16 protein-coding genes are annotated in these 15,140 nt (G+C 50.6%); 13 read left to right on the top strand and 3 right to left on the bottom strand.

Annotated elements, in window-relative coordinates:
- Positions 1–274: 274 nt before the first annotated feature.
- From ABD07_RS05820 to ABD07_RS05800, 5 genes are all read left to right on the top strand, one after another.
- Positions 275–856, top strand: coding sequence for a hypothetical protein (locus ABD07_RS05820; RefSeq protein WP_160817523.1), 582 nt, complete (start codon positions 275–277; stop codon positions 854–856).
- 102 nt (positions 857–958) lie between these two features.
- Positions 959–1,171: a DUF4177 domain-containing protein gene (locus tag ABD07_RS05815; RefSeq protein WP_160817522.1), complete on the top strand. Its 213-nt coding sequence runs from the start codon at positions 959–961 to the stop codon at positions 1,169–1,171.
- A 14-nt stretch (positions 1,172–1,185) separates the two neighbouring features.
- Positions 1,186–1,572 carry a TM2 domain-containing protein gene (locus ABD07_RS05810; RefSeq protein WP_160817521.1) on the top strand — a complete coding sequence of 129 codons (387 nt, stop codon included), beginning with the start codon at positions 1,186–1,188 and terminating at the stop codon, positions 1,570–1,572.
- Complete coding sequence (locus tag ABD07_RS05805; protein ID WP_160817520.1) at positions 1,565–2,077, top strand: PEP-CTERM sorting domain-containing protein; 513 nt, start codon at positions 1,565–1,567, stop codon at positions 2,075–2,077. Before ABD07_RS05810 ends, ABD07_RS05805 begins: the two co-directional genes overlap by 8 nt.
- Positions 2,070–2,588, top strand: a complete 519-nt coding sequence (locus tag ABD07_RS05800) for a DUF6174 domain-containing protein (protein ID WP_160817519.1) — start codon at positions 2,070–2,072, stop codon at positions 2,586–2,588. The genes ABD07_RS05805 and ABD07_RS05800 overlap by 8 nt, the downstream gene beginning before the upstream one ends.
- A gap of 19 nt (positions 2,589–2,607) precedes the next feature.
- Here the strand turns inward: ABD07_RS05800 and ABD07_RS05795 are convergent, their stop codons facing one another.
- Positions 2,608–3,846, bottom strand: a complete 1,239-nt coding sequence (locus ABD07_RS05795) for an EAL and HDOD domain-containing protein (protein WP_160817518.1) — start codon at positions 3,844–3,846, stop codon at positions 2,608–2,610.
- Between the two features lie 278 nt (positions 3,847–4,124).
- Here ABD07_RS05795 and ABD07_RS05790 point away from each other — a divergent pair, with 278 nt between their 5' ends.
- Both ABD07_RS05790 and ABD07_RS05785 read left to right on the top strand, forming a co-directional pair.
- Entirely contained in the window at positions 4,125–6,119 is a 1,995-nt protein-coding gene (locus tag ABD07_RS05790; RefSeq protein WP_160817517.1) for an SEFIR domain-containing protein, read from the top strand.
- 126 nt (positions 6,120–6,245) lie between these two features.
- Entirely contained in the window at positions 6,246–7,166 is a 921-nt protein-coding gene (locus tag ABD07_RS05785; RefSeq protein WP_160817516.1) for a CPBP family intramembrane glutamic endopeptidase, read from the top strand.
- Positions 7,167–7,229: 63 nt separating this feature from the next.
- Here ABD07_RS05785 and pip read toward each other — a convergent pair whose 3' ends face one another.
- On the bottom strand, positions 7,230–8,192 hold the full coding sequence (gene pip, locus ABD07_RS05780) for a prolyl aminopeptidase (RefSeq protein ID WP_160817515.1): 963 nt from the start codon (positions 8,190–8,192) through the stop codon (positions 7,230–7,232).
- A 296-nt stretch (positions 8,193–8,488) separates the two neighbouring features.
- Here pip and ABD07_RS05775 point away from each other — a divergent pair, with 296 nt between their 5' ends.
- Genes ABD07_RS05775 through ABD07_RS05750 form a run of 6 tightly spaced genes read left to right on the top strand, consistent with a single transcriptional unit; the run spans position 8,489 to position 14,317 of the window.
- Positions 8,489–8,746, top strand: coding sequence for a hypothetical protein (locus ABD07_RS05775; protein ID WP_160817514.1), 258 nt, complete (start codon positions 8,489–8,491; stop codon positions 8,744–8,746).
- Positions 8,739–9,908 (top strand): patatin-like phospholipase family protein, encoded by a 1,170-nt coding sequence (locus ABD07_RS05770; protein WP_160817513.1) that lies wholly within the window; start codon positions 8,739–8,741, stop codon positions 9,906–9,908. The genes ABD07_RS05775 and ABD07_RS05770 overlap by 8 nt, the downstream gene beginning before the upstream one ends.
- A gap of 52 nt (positions 9,909–9,960) precedes the next feature.
- Positions 9,961–10,680: a TerC family protein gene (locus ABD07_RS05765; protein WP_160817512.1), complete on the top strand. Its 720-nt coding sequence runs from the start codon at positions 9,961–9,963 to the stop codon at positions 10,678–10,680.
- Between the two features lie 32 nt (positions 10,681–10,712).
- Positions 10,713–11,138 (top strand): universal stress protein, encoded by a 426-nt coding sequence (locus ABD07_RS05760; RefSeq protein ID WP_160817511.1) that lies wholly within the window; start codon positions 10,713–10,715, stop codon positions 11,136–11,138.
- A gap of 21 nt (positions 11,139–11,159) precedes the next feature.
- Positions 11,160–11,924: a 3',5'-cyclic-nucleotide phosphodiesterase gene (locus ABD07_RS05755; protein WP_160817510.1), complete on the top strand. Its 765-nt coding sequence runs from the start codon at positions 11,160–11,162 to the stop codon at positions 11,922–11,924.
- A gap of 11 nt (positions 11,925–11,935) precedes the next feature.
- A complete protein-coding gene (locus tag ABD07_RS05750; RefSeq protein ID WP_160817509.1) occupies positions 11,936–14,317 on the top strand; it encodes a GspE/PulE family protein in 2,382 nt (793 codons plus the stop codon).
- Between the two features lie 315 nt (positions 14,318–14,632).
- On the opposite strand, the gene ABD07_RS05745 is transcribed toward ABD07_RS05750, so the two are convergent.
- Positions 14,633–15,079 (bottom strand): pilin, encoded by a 447-nt coding sequence (locus ABD07_RS05745; protein WP_160817508.1) that lies wholly within the window; start codon positions 15,077–15,079, stop codon positions 14,633–14,635.
- Positions 15,080–15,140 lie beyond the last annotated feature (61 nt).

Below are 15,140 nucleotides of genomic sequence, written 5' to 3'. Positions count from 1 at the left end.
GGATGCCGCCGGATGTGTCCGGTGGCATCCACTCAAGGTTCATCCATCTCGCCGGATGCGTTTCAAACCGGCAAAAACTGTAACCATCCCAACAGCAATACCGGCAGTAGCAGCAGCCACAAAAACACCCTGATCGGGTAACCCAAAATAGCCGGTTTTCTTTGTTTTATCCGATGCATCGGATGCACCAAGAATATTTTGCGCCGGACTGAACCAATCAACTGCAATGCGCTCTTATACGATTCGGTTTTTCACAGCGTATCGCAAAAAGAAAATGTTTTACAAAGAAACTCTCAGTCTGATTGCAATTGCAGTCACTTTGGCCGCGTTTATTCCGTACATCCGGGAAATTTTCCAGGGTTCGATCAAACCGCATATTTTTTCCTGGGTGATCTGGGGTGCGACGACCTTGCTGATTTTTGTGGCGCAATTGCAGGACAAAGGCGGCGCGGGTACTTGGCCGATCGGTGTTTCAGCCGGAATTACCATCGGTATTGCCTATCTGGCCTACCTGAAGCGTGCCGATGTGACAGTCACTCGAGCCGACTGGGTATTTTTTATCGCAGCGTTGTCTTCGTTGCCGCTATGGTTCTGGACATCCGATCCGGTGTGGGCGGTAGTGCTGCTGACGGCAATCGATGTGATCGGATTCGGACCCACGGTCAGAAAAGCCTATCAGTTCCCGTATTCGGAATCACTGCAATTCTTTGCATTGTTCACGCTGCGTAATGTGCTGGTGATGCTGGCGCTGGAGAATTTTTCCGTGACCACGCTGTTGTTTCCGGCTGTCATGTTGGTGATCTGTGTTTTCATGGTTACGCTGATCGCGTACCGCAGGCGGGTTCTGGCGGTATAACGCGCTGATTTGCACGGCATCACAACAATTTATCGAGTTGCAGTGCACTAGGCCGCTGATTTAAACAATCCCACATTCCGGTGAAATCAACAGGGACTCAACATGGCTTACAAAGAATACAAAGTGTTATACGTGACCGAAGGCGGACTCGGAACGATTTTTCTGGGCGCATCGGGCATCCCAATCAAGCGGCTGGAAATGACGCTCAACAAGGAAGCCGCGGATGGCTGGACGCTGGTGCTCCAGTTTGTCGAGCAGAAGCGGTTTTTATTGTTCTGGAAACGCGAAGCGGTGATCATCACGCTGGCGCGCTGAGCGTTGCCACGCACATGAAAAGCCAGGAAGCCATCCAGGAAGACGAAGAACGCATCAGACAGCGCGTGCGCGCATTGCCGGATGACAAACAGCTGCAATTTTTCAAACAAGCCGAACAAGAACTGAAAGATCCCGATACTTACGCGGTGCTGAATTATCTTTTTGTCGCCGGTCTGCATCATTTCTATCTGGGTAAACCGCTGCGTGGCACAATCAACCTGTGCATTTTCATTACCGGAACCGTCATGCTCTTCACCGGACTCGTCGGCTTCGGGTTGCTGTTGATCATTGCGATCACGGTGGTTGAGCTGAGGGATTTGTTTAATTCGCAAAGCGTGGTTCAGGACTACAATAACGAAGTCATGGAAAAAATCTATCGCACGGTGAGTCAGGATGAGTAGATTAACGAATCATATTTTATCCGGCGCTGTTGTCACGCTACTGCTGCTATGCGCGCACAACGCCAGCGCCGAGAAAATATGGAATTGGAGTTATACAAGCGGCAGCATTGTCGCCCGGGGAACGCTCACGACCGCCGAGACCGCCGATGCGCAAGGCTTTTATCAAATTCTCAGCATTGCCGGTCATCGCAATGGCGAACGCATTACCGGTCTGCACCCCACCGGCAAATCGATTCCGGGAAACGAGCCGTTTACGCTGGATAACCTGATCCGTATCGATGCGCCGGGACAGATCACACCGCATGGATTCGGTTTTGCCACGGCATCCGGCGGCTATGCCAACACTTTTTATGCCGGATTTCTCGCCACACCGGTTTATATGGAAGTGTTCGTTACACCGGCGAACTACAGCGAGCTGCCAATCAAATTTTCCGCCACACCGGTGATCGAGCCGGAAATCCGGATAGAAACACCTGCTGGAGAATCCGGGAAAATGGATGATTAGGATATTTCCGATACTGTTGATGGAACCGATCCGGCAAACAAAACGTGAAAAAAGTTTCGCCATGAAAAAACTATGCGGGTTCGTACTCACTGTTCTGCTGCTTGCCTGCGTGTCGCCGATGCGTAGCGATTTCGAGCAGCACCAGAAGCAATGGCGGGAAGCGAATATTGCGCATTACCGCTTCGAGCTGAATATGGTGTGTTTTTGCACGTTCAGAAACCGCATGCCGCTACAGATCGAAGTGCTGAACGGCCAGGTTGCCGCAATGACGGATAACACCGGCAAGGCGATTACGGCGGCGGATGCCCATTATGATTTTTTCGCCCGCTACGCGACAATCGACCGGCTGTTCTCGGAACTGCAAACGAGCTTGAACGGCAAAGTGGATCAAATCGCAGTGGCTTATCATCCCAGCTATGGCTTTCCAACCCGGATCAACATTGATCCCATCCAAAGGGCCGCGGATGATGAACTGGGGTTGGCGGTATCCGCGTTTGAGCGGTTGCCTTAACCGCAAGACCTATTCTTTCCTAGTTGGCGATGTCGCCGGTCTGGTTGGCCCAGCCGGTTGCCTGCAACTTGATGCCGGTAAACTCGTCGAGACTCAGGAAACCCAATCCGGCGAGTATCGATTGAATCGCAGCATGGTCGCCTTGTTCGTCCGCTTCGACCAGCTTGAGTGCTTGACCCAAACGTCCTTCGCGTTTCATCAAGGCCAGGCACATATCGTCGGAAATACCCAGTTTGTTGACGATCTGCTGCATCTCGATGCCTAATAGCTCGTTCAGTAGCGACAGAATGCCGACGATGAAGGCTCTTTCATGGTGATTTTTATCGTGTGGGCGTTCGGCGGTGGCGATCAATTCCATCAGCTTGCCGCGTTCCACCGCCATTTGCATGCGGATATCGGGTGCGCCGTCTTCCGGCTGGCTGGAAGTGTACAGCAGCAGTTGTATCCATTTCAGCAATTGCTCGCGCCCCATCATCGTAATCGCGTGCTTGATCGAGTTGATCTTGCGCGGCAGATCACCGGCAACGGAATTGACCATGCGCATCAGGTTATAACTCAAACCCGGCTGGCGTTTGAATTCCTGTTCAATTTCCTCGTGATCGTGATCATCCGTCACCAAAGTCAGCAGCCTGAGCAGCGACAGCTTGCCCGGATCGGTGCGTTTGACCGACATCACCTCGGGTTTGGCGAAGTAGTAACCCTGAAACATCTGGAATCCCAATTGTTTACAACGTATTTCCTGTTCCCGGCTTTCCACTTTCAGCGCCAATAGCAGAACCGGCCAGCGTTTCAGCGCGGTGACCAATCTTTCCAGCTCGTCCGTTTGCAGTGCCAGCACGTCGACTTTCACGACGCTGACGATCGGCAGCAGTTGCTCGATTTTACTGTCGATGGTGACGATGTTGTCCAACGCGAATTGATATCCCCTTTGCTTCAATTCACTGCACTGCTGCAAGAATTCCGCCGTGACGCATTCCGGCACCCGGACTTCCAGCACCACATGTTTGCTCGGCAGCAAGCTGATGATGTCGCTCATGATCAAATCGAGATCGGCATTGATGAAACCGCGCTGCTGCCCGAGCACGTTCTGGATGCCGAAACGGCCGTAAGCGTTGACGATCACATTCGCCGATGCGGATAAGTCGTCGGTGACTTTCGCCGTCTCCTGGGTCTGCTCCTGACGGAACAGCAATTCGTACGCGACTAAGTTCTGATTACGATCCAGAATGGGTTGCCGGCCAAGAAAATAACTTTCCATTGATTCCTCCGTGATGATCGATGCATGCAAATAATATATTTTGTTGCAATGACTTATCTTAAAAAGTGCGAGTCTGGCCCAAGACCGTGGAGTATACGGTAAAGCGAAAGACGGCCTAAAGCGGGAACAAACGGGTTTTTCCGCTCAGCGGGAAATTTGGTTGCACCGGTTGCGCCTTGAATGAGACGCGCCGGTGTTTGCAGCAATAGCTACCGAGTAGACTTTGCGCGCAAGTTTGCATATCCTTCCCGGCTACGATTGCGCAACGAAGGCGGTGTATGACCCGGAATGCCAGCATCTTTATCAGTTACAGCCACGACTCGGATACGCACCGCGCATTCGTGCGCAACCTGGCCAACGATTTGCGCCGGGATGGCTTGGATTGCCAGATCGATCAATACGTCAACGGCTTCCCGCCGGAAGGCTGGCAACGATGGATGGAAACGCAGATTGAACACGCGGATTTCGTCCTGATCGTGTGCACACCGCTATATCTGCAACGCTACCGGGGAATCGACCCGGAGGGCGGGCGTGGTGTGAATTTCGAAGGCGTGGTGATCTCGCAAACGCTGTACGACCACTACTACCGCAACACCAAATTCATCCCGGTCATTCCCGGAGAAGGCAGTTTGGACGACGTGCCATTGCCGCTGAAAGGTTTTACCACCTACAAACTACCGCAGGATTACACCCCGCTGTACCGCGTGTTGACGGATCAACACGCAACGCCAGCGCCGCCTGTCGGAAATATCATTTACCTGCCGCCGGAGGTTCCCGGTGGGCTGGCGTTAAATGTAAATATTGCGCAGGAAGCCGTGCAACTCGCTTCGTATACAAATCTGCCGGAAACCGCAACGCAATCCTTATTACAGCAGCTACACGAACAACTCCTGGAGCAAAAACGTAATAACCATAATCTCAGCGACCTGCTTGATCGCTATAAAAAAGATGTAGCGGAATGGGAAAAGAAATATCGAGATGCACTGAGCCAGAACGCCATCGATCTGGAAAAGCATCCCGGTAATCCTTTGCTGGAAGCAGAACAACACGCGTTGCAGGCCGGTGAACTGGAACAAGCAGCGCAAATCCGTGAGCATTATTATCAAAACCTGAAACAGGAAAAAACGGTAGAACTCGCACAGGAAGCCTATACAGCCGCAGAGCGCTGGGAAAATGCTTTCAATATGCTCAAAGCATTGGCGCTCTACCAAGAAGCGGTCGAATTCCGGCACGATTATCCCCAAGCCTGGCGCAATATCCGCAGCATCGCCAGGAAGCTGGGTAACAATACGTTGGCGTTAGAAGCTGCGCAAAGCTTGCAGAAGCAGCTCGATCCGGAAAAGGATGCGGAGTGGTTTTCAGTTGCCTTAAGCGATGAAGCGGATATTTTGCGTGCGCTGGGCGATAACCGGAAAGCATTTCAGCAATACCGGCAAAGCCAATCGTTGTTGGAACAACTTGTGAAAGCGGAACCGGATAATCTTCATTTGCAGCGAGAGCTTTCGGTCGATTATAACAAGATCGGTGACATGCATCGGAACAGTGGCGACAACGCCGCGGCATTGAAGGCGTATCAAGAATCGCTAGCGATTCGCAAGAGACTGGCGGAACTGGATCCGAATCACCCGGATTGGCAGCGCGACCTGTCGGTGAGTCATAACAAAGTCGGGGGCATGCATCTGAGCAGTGGCGACAACGCCGCAGCGCTGAAGGCATATCAGGATGGGCTTGCCATCGCGAAAAAACTGGCGGAACTGGATCCGAACCACACGGATTGGCAGCGCGACCTGTCGGTGAGCTATGAGCGAGTCGGTGACATGCATCGGAACAGTCGCGACAACGCCACGGCGCTAAAGGCGTATCAAGAATCGCTAGCGATTCGCAAAAAACTGGCGGAACTGGATCCGAACCACACGGAGTGGCAGCGTGACCTGTCGGTGAGCTATGATCTAGTCGGGGACATGCATCCGAAAAGTGGCGACAACGCCGCGGCGCTGAAGGCGTATCAAGAATCGCTAGCGATTCGCAAAAAACTGGCGGAACTGGACCCGGCTGTGGTGGAATGGCAAACCGATCTGGTAGTGAGCTATGTCAAGCTGGCGCAGATTGAGGCCGGGCGGCGAAAGGAGTTGCTGACGGACGCGCTGGCTATTTTGTACCGGTTGCAGCGTGAGAAGCGGTTGGATCATGAGAAACAAAAGTGGATCGGTGAGCTGGAACAAGCATTGCAACCCATTGTATCCGGGCGCGATGAGCCGCCGGTAAAGCCCTGAGAGGCTGCCGATTGGACCATTGCTTCATGATCCGGTAGCCGCACGAACGATTCATACGCAAATTACCGAACCGGAATTCAACCGATTGATCAAGACAATGACCGTCCTATCCTTTTGCTTACCTGAATGACAGCTTTCCTGACTTACTTACGCGAATTTATGGCGGCCATCGATAAAGGATGGCTGTTGTTTTGCGTGATTTGGACCGGCATTCTGATCACGCTGAACTATACGCTGGGCATTGAAAGCGGCATGATCAAAGGGCTGGATTCGCGCTGGTATCAGTGTGCCGCGCTGTTTCTGGTGTATTGCAGTGCGTTTGTGGTTCCGTATGGGTTTGCCGTGCTATTCCGCAGCCATTTGATCACCGCTACGCCGCTATTTTGGTGCCTGCTGCTGTTCGCACCGGCTTTGTTTGCGGTTAAGGCGAGTGTGGTCAATCCGCTGGAGAATCAAATCGGTGGGGTATGGGGGAGTTATTGGATGATCGTCACGACACTACCGTTTAAATTGCTGGTCGTGCTGATTCCATTGGCGGTTTTATACCGGCTGCTTCCGGCGCAGCCGGGTTTCTGGGGATTGACGTTGAAGAATGTGCGCTGGCAGTCTTATGGTCTGATGCTCGCGCTGATGATACCGCTGATTGTGTTTGCCGGCACGCAGCCGGATTTTTTGGCGGCGTATCCCCGGCTAAAGCAGATCGCCTTCATTGCGCCGCATACCGATCATCTGTTGTGGTTTCAGCTGCTGTATGAAATCGGTTATGGCATTGACTTCGTGACAATCGAGTTGTTCTTTCGCGGTTTTTTGCTGTTTGCGTTTGTGCGCTACGCCGGGATGCAGGCTATTTTGCCGATGGCAGTGTTCTATTGCAGCGTTCATTTCGGCAAGCCGCTGCTCGAGTGCATTTCTTCGTTTTTCGGCGGATTGATCCTGGGTGCTGTCGCGCATAGAACGCAATCCATCGTTGGCGGTCTGGCGGTGCACCTGGGGATTGCGTGGATGATGGAAATCAGCGGTTGCGCCGGAAATGTGCGGAACGGGTAGCGACTGGGTGTAAAAACGGTTACCGCAGCAGCGCCAGCAGGGCAAGCCGCGGTAATCGCACGGTCAGGTATTTTGTGTTTTGAACCGGTCGGCGGCGCGGACCAAGGCGGATTGAATCCCCGGTTCCCACGCCGAATGCCCGGCATCGTCGATGATGATGTATTCCGCTTGCGGCCAGGCGTGATGCAGATCGTCCGCGCTGACAATCGGACAGACGGCATCGTAGCGGCCTTGCACGATGGTGGCGGGGATGTTGTGCAGTTTGTGCACGTTATCCAGCAGAGAATTGTCCGGCAGAAAAATATTGTGCATGAAGTAATGCGCTTCCATGCGCGCCAGCCCGAGTGCCACGGTGTCGCTGGCAAAATAGCTGACCGTCGCCGGATTCGGCAGCAATGTCGAACACGACCCTTCGTACGTGCTCCAGGTGCGCGCTGCGGGCATATGGATAGCCGGATCCGGGTTCATCAAACGCTGGTAATAGGCGGAAAGAATGTCGTTGCGCTCCGTATCGGATAGCGGCGCAACCAATTCCCGCCAGGCTTCCGGGAACAAATTGCGCAATCCGTACAGAAACCAGTCGATTTCCTGTTTGCGGCAGAGAAAAATGCCGCGCAGGATGAAACCCAGGCAACGTTCCGGATGCGCCTCGCCATACGCCAGCGCCAATGTGCTGCCCCACGAGCCGCCGAATACCAGCCAGCGCTCGATGCCCAGATGCTGGCGCAGCAATTCCAAGTCGTTGATCAAATGCGGTGTTGTGTTGTCTTGCGTCTCGCCCAGCGGTGTTGAGCATCCCGCGCCCCTTTGATCGTATATGACTATGCGGTAATATGCCGGATCGAAGAAGCGCCGGTGCGCCGGTGTCGATCCCGCGCCGGGGCCGCCATGCAGAAATACCACCGGTGTGCCGGAAGGGTTGCCGGATTCCTCCCAGTACATGGTGTGGATGTTATCCAAGGCTAATGTGCCTTGCCGGTAGGGTTGAATTTCAGGGTAAAGCGCAGCGGGTGATTGATGGTTCATGATATGGGTACAAATGCCGATAATTAATTAGGGAAACGTTGAATAATTGCCTGTGCAAGCGATCTGCTGCGTTAGGTGGTGCTCGAAAATTCGCCTATCACTGTGATATGTATCATTTTCTGTGCTCCATCCGCCTTGCATCTCAGCTTGCTCGCCAAATTATTCAGTGTTCCCCTAGGTTTAAGAAAGATAGAAAAGAGTGGCAAACATCACAGAGTTCAGGTCTTAAATGAATTATAGTTCTGCTATATTGCTCGACAGGCTATCTACTGTATCAATGTTAAAAGGAATATCATATGCCTAATACTATCCTGAGAGAACAAGAAGTTTCCATGTTGCGCGAAGAAGTGGAAATATTGATGAATGAACGTCAATGCCTGCTGGGCGCGACTGGCGCGGCGGCAATGTTTGTGGCCAAGATGGACAGTACTTTATTGCCGGATTCGGTCTGCCAGGCAGCCAAAATCCTGTCCAGTTCGTTAAACAATTTACCAGAAGAAACCTTACGGGATGCGCTGGAGAGGGTGAAGTCAGAGTTTGCAGTTCGTGTATGAACAGAAAAGAGCGTTAGCCGTACCAAAGGTTGGACTTGTTCTGACCGGTGGCGGAGCACGCGCTGCCTACCAAGTGGGGGTGTTGCGCGCAATCGCCGAATTATTACCTGATAAGACGCGCAACCCGTTTCCGATTATTTGCGGTACTTCGGCGGGTGCTATCAATGCCGCCAGTATTGCCGTTTCCGCCAACAATTTTGCCGAAGGCGTCGGACGGCTGGAAGAAGTATGGTCGAATTTTCATGTCGATCAGATTTACCGGTCGGATCTCATGGGTGTTATCCATAACACTTTGCGCTGTATGCTTTCCTTGGTATCGAGCGAATACGGCCAGCATAATCCCATTTCCCTGCTGGATAATGCGCCGCTGGAAGCTTTGCTGAAAAACCGTTTTTCATTCCGCACCATTCAACACTGTATCCGCTCCGGCTCGCTGCACGCCCTGGGACTGACTGCCTGGGGATATACATCGGGCCAATCGGTAACCTTCTATCAGGCGGCAAGAGAAGTATTGCCGTGGAAACGGGCGCAAAGACTGGGTCTTCCGGTCGAGATCGGAGTTGAGCATCTGATGGCTTCTTCATCGATACCGTTTATTTTTCCCGCAGTGAAACTGAATCGTGAATTTTTTGGCGACGGCTCCATGAGACAGCTCGCGCCGATCAGTCCGGCGCTTCATCTGGGCGCCGACAAGGTATTGATCATCGGCGTGCGCAAGCCGGTAACCGACGAACCCAAACGTATCAGCGCATCGGGTTATCCGCCTTTTGCACAGATTGCCGGGCATGCGTTGAACAGCATCTTCGTCGATAGTTTGGATGTGGATTTGGAACGGTTGCTGCGCATTAATGAAACGCTGAAACTGATTCCGCCCGAGGCGTTTAAAGCGAACAACATATCGCTGCGCCCCATCGAGGCGATGATGATTGCGCCGAGCGAGGGGATCAACGAAATCGCGCAGAAATATGCGCATACACTGCCGTGGATCATGCGCTATCTATACCGCGCCATCGGCGCCATGGGACCGAACGGTTCGACTTTACTCAGCTACGTATTATTTGAAGTGCCTTTCTGCCGGGATTTAATCGAGTTGGGTTATAACGATACCATGCAGCAAAAAAATGAACTATTGAAGTTTATTGGGGTTCAAGAGAAGGTATAGCGCATAAGGTCGTTATGTTTTTATTGGATTAAATTTTTGTCAGGAAAAATAAATGGCTTTTGATAGTCCGCAATTTTGGCTCGCTGTGTTACAGATTATCGCAATTGATATTGTGCTGGGCGGCGACAATGCCGTTGTCATCGCGCTGGCTTGCCGGCGTTTGCCCGAGCAGCAGCGCAAACTGGGTATTTTCTGGGGGGTGTTCGGTGCTATCGCATTGCGCGTGGTGCTGATCTTTTTTGCCTTGAGTCTGCTGACCATGCCTTATTTAAAAATTGTCGGCGCGGCTTTATTGGTCTGGATCGGTATCAAGTTGCTGCAACCCGAAGCGGAAGGGGAACACGAAATTGATGCCAGTACGACCTTAGTCGGCGCAATTAAAACGATTATCGTGGCAGACGCGGTGATGAGTCTGGACAACGTCATTGCCATCGCGGGCGCGGCCAAGGATGACATCGGTTTGGTCATTTTCGGCTTGGTCGTCAGCGTGCCGATCATCGTATGGGGCAGTCAAATGGTGATGAAGGTCATGGATCGATATCCGGTCACGATCGCGATTGGCGCTGGATTGCTGGGATGGATCGCCGGTGATATGGCGGTTACCGATGTGGTCACCAAGGAATGGGTCAGTACGGAGGCGAAGTATCTGCAGTGGATCGCGCCGGCTTCTGTAGCGCTTCTGGTGATTGCAGCCGGTAAATTGCTGGCGGCCCGGAAACCGGCTAAACCCCGGCCGTTGGAAGACTTGGCCGATGAAAAAATGCCCAAATAGTCATTTATGCATAAAAATTTGAGAGATTGATCATGCTAAAAACTTTGTTGCCGGTAGACGGCTCTGACAATGCCAGTAAAACAGTGGTTGATTTCATTCCATTACTCGATTGGTACAAGGAAAGACCCGCATTGCATTTGTTGAATGTGCAATATCCGCTGGATGGAAATGTTTCATTGTTTATTAATCAAGCGGATATCAAGCAATATCATCAGGAAGAAGGTCTGAAAAGCTTGCAAAGCGTGCGGGATTTGCTCGATCAGCAAGGGATCGCTTACCAGTATCACATTCTCGTGGGTGATCCGGCGGAAATGATCGTCCGGTTTGCCAGCGAAAAGCAATTCGATCAGATTGTGATGGGACCGCGTGGAAAAGGTGGCATTCAGAGCCTGTTACTGGGTTCGGTAACCAGCAAAGTGATGCAATTAGCGCAAACGCCCGTGCTGCTGGTGAAGTAATGACTGGCTGAGGTTGATCTCTTGAAACTCAGGATCTTGGGGTGTAGCGGAGGGATAGGGAGCGGCGAACAAACCACTGCGATGCTGCTGGACGACGATGTGCTGATCGATGCGGGAACCGGCGTGGGTAATTTGAGTTTGTCCGAGATGATCAAAATTGATCATATTCTTGTTACGCATGCACACTTGGATCATGTCGCATTTATTCCATTTCTGGTGGATACCGTCGGTTCCATCCGCAATAAACCGATAACCATTCATGCCATCCAGCCCACCCTGGATACGTTGCGGGAGCATTTGTTCAACTGGCATCTGTGGCCAGATTTTTCAAAAATTCCCAATGATATTTCCCCCTATATGCGTTACGAAACATTGTCGCTGGGGAACACCATTCTTCTCGATGGCCGTGCAATTACGCCACTGCCAGCCCATCACGCCGTTCCTACGGTCGGTTTTCAATTGGACTCAGGGTTAGCCAGTCTTGTTTTTTCCGGTGATACAACTACTAATGATGCCTTCTGGGTAGCCGTTAATAAGATTGTAAATCTGCAGTATTTGATCATTGAATGCGCCTTCTGCAATCAGAAAAGGGATATCGCGATCAGATCACGGCATTTTTGCCCCAGCTTGCTGGCGGAAGAATTAGAGAAATTGGAACGGAACGCGGAAATATTTATTACGCACCTGAAACCCGGTGAAGCCGATGTCATCATGGAAGAAATCGATCAGTGCATTGCAAAATATAATCCGCGTCGCCTTGAGAACAATCAAATATTCGAATTTTAGGAAATGAGGCTATGAGTACAATCGCGATGATCCAACCACAGAAGAATATTGCCAATAACAATAACGAATCGGCTTTCTCCAAAAATCTGCAGGTTATTATCAATAAGATATACGCTGCAAATGGTGTGGAAGAAATCATGCTGGAAACCAGCAAGGATATTTGCGCATTGCTCAACGCGGACCGGTTTACCATTTACTCGCTGAATGAAGATAAATCTTCATTTGTTTCGAGAGTTAAAACAGGATTTGATTCTTTTCAGGATTTGAAACTGCCGGTAACGGAAAACAGTATTATCGGTTTTGCCGCTTTGCAAAAGAAAGTGGTCAATATTGCGGATGTGTACGATAAAAGTGAATTAAAAAAATTTAATCCGCTGCTGGTTTTCTCCAATGAAGTGGATAAACGCACCGGTTATCGAACCAAACAGATGCTGGCGGTGCCGATTCTGAACGCCGATAGCCGGGAACTGATGGGCGTGGTTCAGGTGATTAATAGTAGATCGAATGAATCATTCACCACCGCAGTCATGGAAGGGGTCGTGGAAATTTGCCGCATTCTTGCCATCGCTTTTAAGCAGCGCCAGAAGCCCGCACAATTGCTGAAATCGAAATATGATTATCTGATTCTCGATGCACTCATCTCTGCTCCTGAGCTGGAGCTGGCAACACGCTCGGCACGGAAAAAAGGCTGCGATCTGGAAGATGTGCTGGTTGACGAATTCCGCATGAGTTTGCCGCTCATCGGCAAGGCATTGGCTTCTTTCTTTCAGGTTAAGTACGAGCCTTTTAGAGCGGATAGGATTAAACCGGCTGATCTGCTTAAGAATTTAAAAAAAGATTATGTTGAAAGCAATACCTTACTGCCGATTGATGAAACCAAGGATGGCTTGGTAATACTAACGCTGGATCCCGAACGGGTTAAGTCGCAGCGTATTGCCAATGCAATTTTTCCCAAGCATAAGATCATTTACACGGTTACCACGCAAAAAGAATTTAATGCCACGGTCGAACAATTTTATGGTGGCAGCCAGGATGAGATCGGTACCGGCGACATCAATGAAATGCTCACCAATCTTGGGATCGAAGATGTCGAAGAGATGGCAGGTGAAATAGAGGAATCCTCCGCAGCGACTGACAATGAGCTGGTTAAGCTGGTGAATAAAATCATTATCGACGCCTATAAAATGGGGGCATCGGATATTCATATCGAACCCTATTCAGGAAAAGAAAAAACCAAAGTACGCTTCCGTAAGGATGGCTCGCTGATGCCTTATATCGAGGTTCCGGCGGGTTATCGTAATTCTATGATCACACGTATAAAAATTATGTGCGATATGGATATCTCCGAAAAGCGAAAACCGCAGGATGGCAAGATTAAGTTCAGGAAATTTGCGCCACTGGATATCGAATTGCGTGTTGCGACCATTCCTTCAGCCGGTGGCTTGGAAGATGTCGTAATGCGTATTCTGGCTGCCGGTGAACCGATTCCGCTGGATAAAATGGGCTTTACCGAGCACAATCTGGAGGAGCTGAAGAAAATTATCAGCAAACCGTACGGGTTGTTTTTTGTGTGCGGCCCGACAGGCTCAGGTAAAACGACTACGTTGCATTCGGTACTGAAATATCTCAATCGCGACGATACCAAAATTTGGACTGCGGAAGATCCGGTTGAGATTACGCAAAGAGGATTGCGTCAGGTACAAATCAACGTCAAAGCGGGATTAACCTTCCCAGCCATTATGCGTTCTTTTCTGCGGGCCGATCCGGATATTATTATGGTGGGCGAGATGCGCGACAAGGAAACCACCAGTATCGGTATCGAAGCTTCACTAACCGGGCACTTGGTTTTGGCGACATTGCATACCAACAGCGCGCCGGAATCGGTCATCCGGTTACTGGATATGGGTATGGATCCGTTCAACTTCTCCGATGCCTTGCTGGGTGTATTAGCGCAACGGCTAGCGAAGCGTTTATGCAAGAATTGTAAAGAATCGTATGTGGCCAGTGAACATGAGATCGATACATTATTAGCCGAGTATTGCGCCGAACTCAGAAATATCGATCGTTTCAAAGCGGATCCCGATGCTGCGCTTCGTGAAATACGCGAACAATGGACCCAGCAATATGGAGACGATCAAGGTCAGATTACTTTGTATAAGGCAGCCGGTTGTGACGATTGTGTCGGTACCGGTTATTCCGGCCGGGTGGGATTGCACGAATTGATGACGGCCACCGATGCACTGAAAAAGAATATTCAAGAGCGCGCGCGCGTAGCGGATATGCTGGTGACGGCCTTGGGCGATGGTATGCGGACGTTGAAGCAGGATGGCATTGAAAAGGTGTTACAGGGCGTTACGGATATTCATCAGGTAAGGGTGGTTTGCATTAAGTGATTTGCTGGATTTATGAGTGGAACTGATAATTTTGGGGTTGCTGCAATCAATAAATGTGACAATAATTGTCATTCTTTAACGTAATATGTAGTGGGTGAAGAGTACATGGCTGGCAAGTTACTAAATGATGGGCTGTGAAGTGGGGAGTAAGTAGTAGCTTTGCCAATTATTGAGCAATTTTGCATCGGTGGAGATGTTGGTGCACTCACTGACAAATAATAAAAGCCGCCTTTGATAAGGCGGCTTTTATTTACTGTTAAACCATCAGCGATCTATATTCCGATTGGAAATTAGACCATCAATTACATACTCATGCTAGCAAATTCCAGCTGCAATACAAGTACTTGCGGCGCCTTTGGCCCAGATTATAGGTCTTCCAACTCCTGCCGAAGTTCCAGTGAGGATATAAGTTTGACCAGCAAGACCATTAGCGGCGCTAGCAGTCATGGTAATGGTTGCAGTGAGTGGGCCATTAGCAGAAATGGCGCCGGAACCAGCTGCAACAGCACCATCGGTTGCAGCAGTGACAGCGGGTATGCCACCCAACGCATTAGTGCAATTAGCAGCGGCTAGAGTGCCTTGTTCTTGGAAACAAAGTTCAACACCGAGCTTGTATGGAGCAGCAGCAGATACAACTTCACTGTATCTGGCTTTTAAAGTGTAAGTTTGATATGCAGGCACAGCAACTGCAGCCAGAATACCAATGATGGCGACAACGATCATTAATTCAATCAGGGTAAAACCTTTTTGTGCTTGTTGCATTTGTTGTTCTCCTTTGGGTTGAGTAAGGCACACCAAGTGTGTGTAGTGTCTACAGCAGAAA

It is taken from the genome of Nitrosomonas oligotropha (assembly GCF_009833085.1).
In the GTDB taxonomy this organism is placed as follows: domain Bacteria; phylum Pseudomonadota; class Gammaproteobacteria; order Burkholderiales; family Nitrosomonadaceae; genus Nitrosomonas; species Nitrosomonas oligotropha.
Note: the sequence above shows the minus strand (reverse complement) of the source record. Positions and strands in the feature narration are given on the sequence as shown.

What these genes read in the sequence shown, in the direction of transcription:
- ABD07_RS05750 (WP_160817509.1), top strand. Translation starts at nt 11,936, where the DNA reads ATGAGTACAATCGCGATGATCCAACCACAGAAGAATATTGCCAATAAC.
- ABD07_RS05765 (WP_160817512.1), top strand. Translation starts at nt 9,961, where the DNA reads ATGGCTTTTGATAGTCCGCAATTTTGGCTCGCTGTGTTACAGATTATC.
- ABD07_RS05745 (WP_160817508.1), bottom strand. Translation starts at nt 15,079, where the DNA reads ATGCAACAAGCACAAAAAGGTTTTACCCTGATTGAATTAATGATCGTT.
- pip (WP_160817515.1), bottom strand. Translation starts at nt 8,192, where the DNA reads ATGAACCATCAATCACCCGCTGCGCTTTACCCTGAAATTCAACCCTAC.
- ABD07_RS05805 (WP_160817520.1), top strand. Translation starts at nt 1,565, where the DNA reads ATGAGTAGATTAACGAATCATATTTTATCCGGCGCTGTTGTCACGCTA.
- ABD07_RS05795 (WP_160817518.1), bottom strand. Translation starts at nt 3,846, where the DNA reads ATGGAAAGTTATTTTCTTGGCCGGCAACCCATTCTGGATCGTAATCAG.
- ABD07_RS05815 (WP_160817522.1), top strand. Translation starts at nt 959, where the DNA reads ATGGCTTACAAAGAATACAAAGTGTTATACGTGACCGAAGGCGGACTC.
- ABD07_RS05775 (WP_160817514.1), top strand. Translation starts at nt 8,489, where the DNA reads ATGCCTAATACTATCCTGAGAGAACAAGAAGTTTCCATGTTGCGCGAA.
- ABD07_RS05785 (WP_160817516.1), top strand. Translation starts at nt 6,246, where the DNA reads ATGACAGCTTTCCTGACTTACTTACGCGAATTTATGGCGGCCATCGAT.
- ABD07_RS05810 (WP_160817521.1), top strand. Translation starts at nt 1,186, where the DNA reads ATGAAAAGCCAGGAAGCCATCCAGGAAGACGAAGAACGCATCAGACAG.
- ABD07_RS05820 (WP_160817523.1), top strand. Translation starts at nt 275, where the DNA reads ATGTTTTACAAAGAAACTCTCAGTCTGATTGCAATTGCAGTCACTTTG.
- ABD07_RS05800 (WP_160817519.1), top strand. Translation starts at nt 2,070, where the DNA reads ATGATTAGGATATTTCCGATACTGTTGATGGAACCGATCCGGCAAACA.
- ABD07_RS05760 (WP_160817511.1), top strand. Translation starts at nt 10,713, where the DNA reads ATGCTAAAAACTTTGTTGCCGGTAGACGGCTCTGACAATGCCAGTAAA.
- ABD07_RS05790 (WP_160817517.1), top strand. Translation starts at nt 4,125, where the DNA reads ATGACCCGGAATGCCAGCATCTTTATCAGTTACAGCCACGACTCGGAT.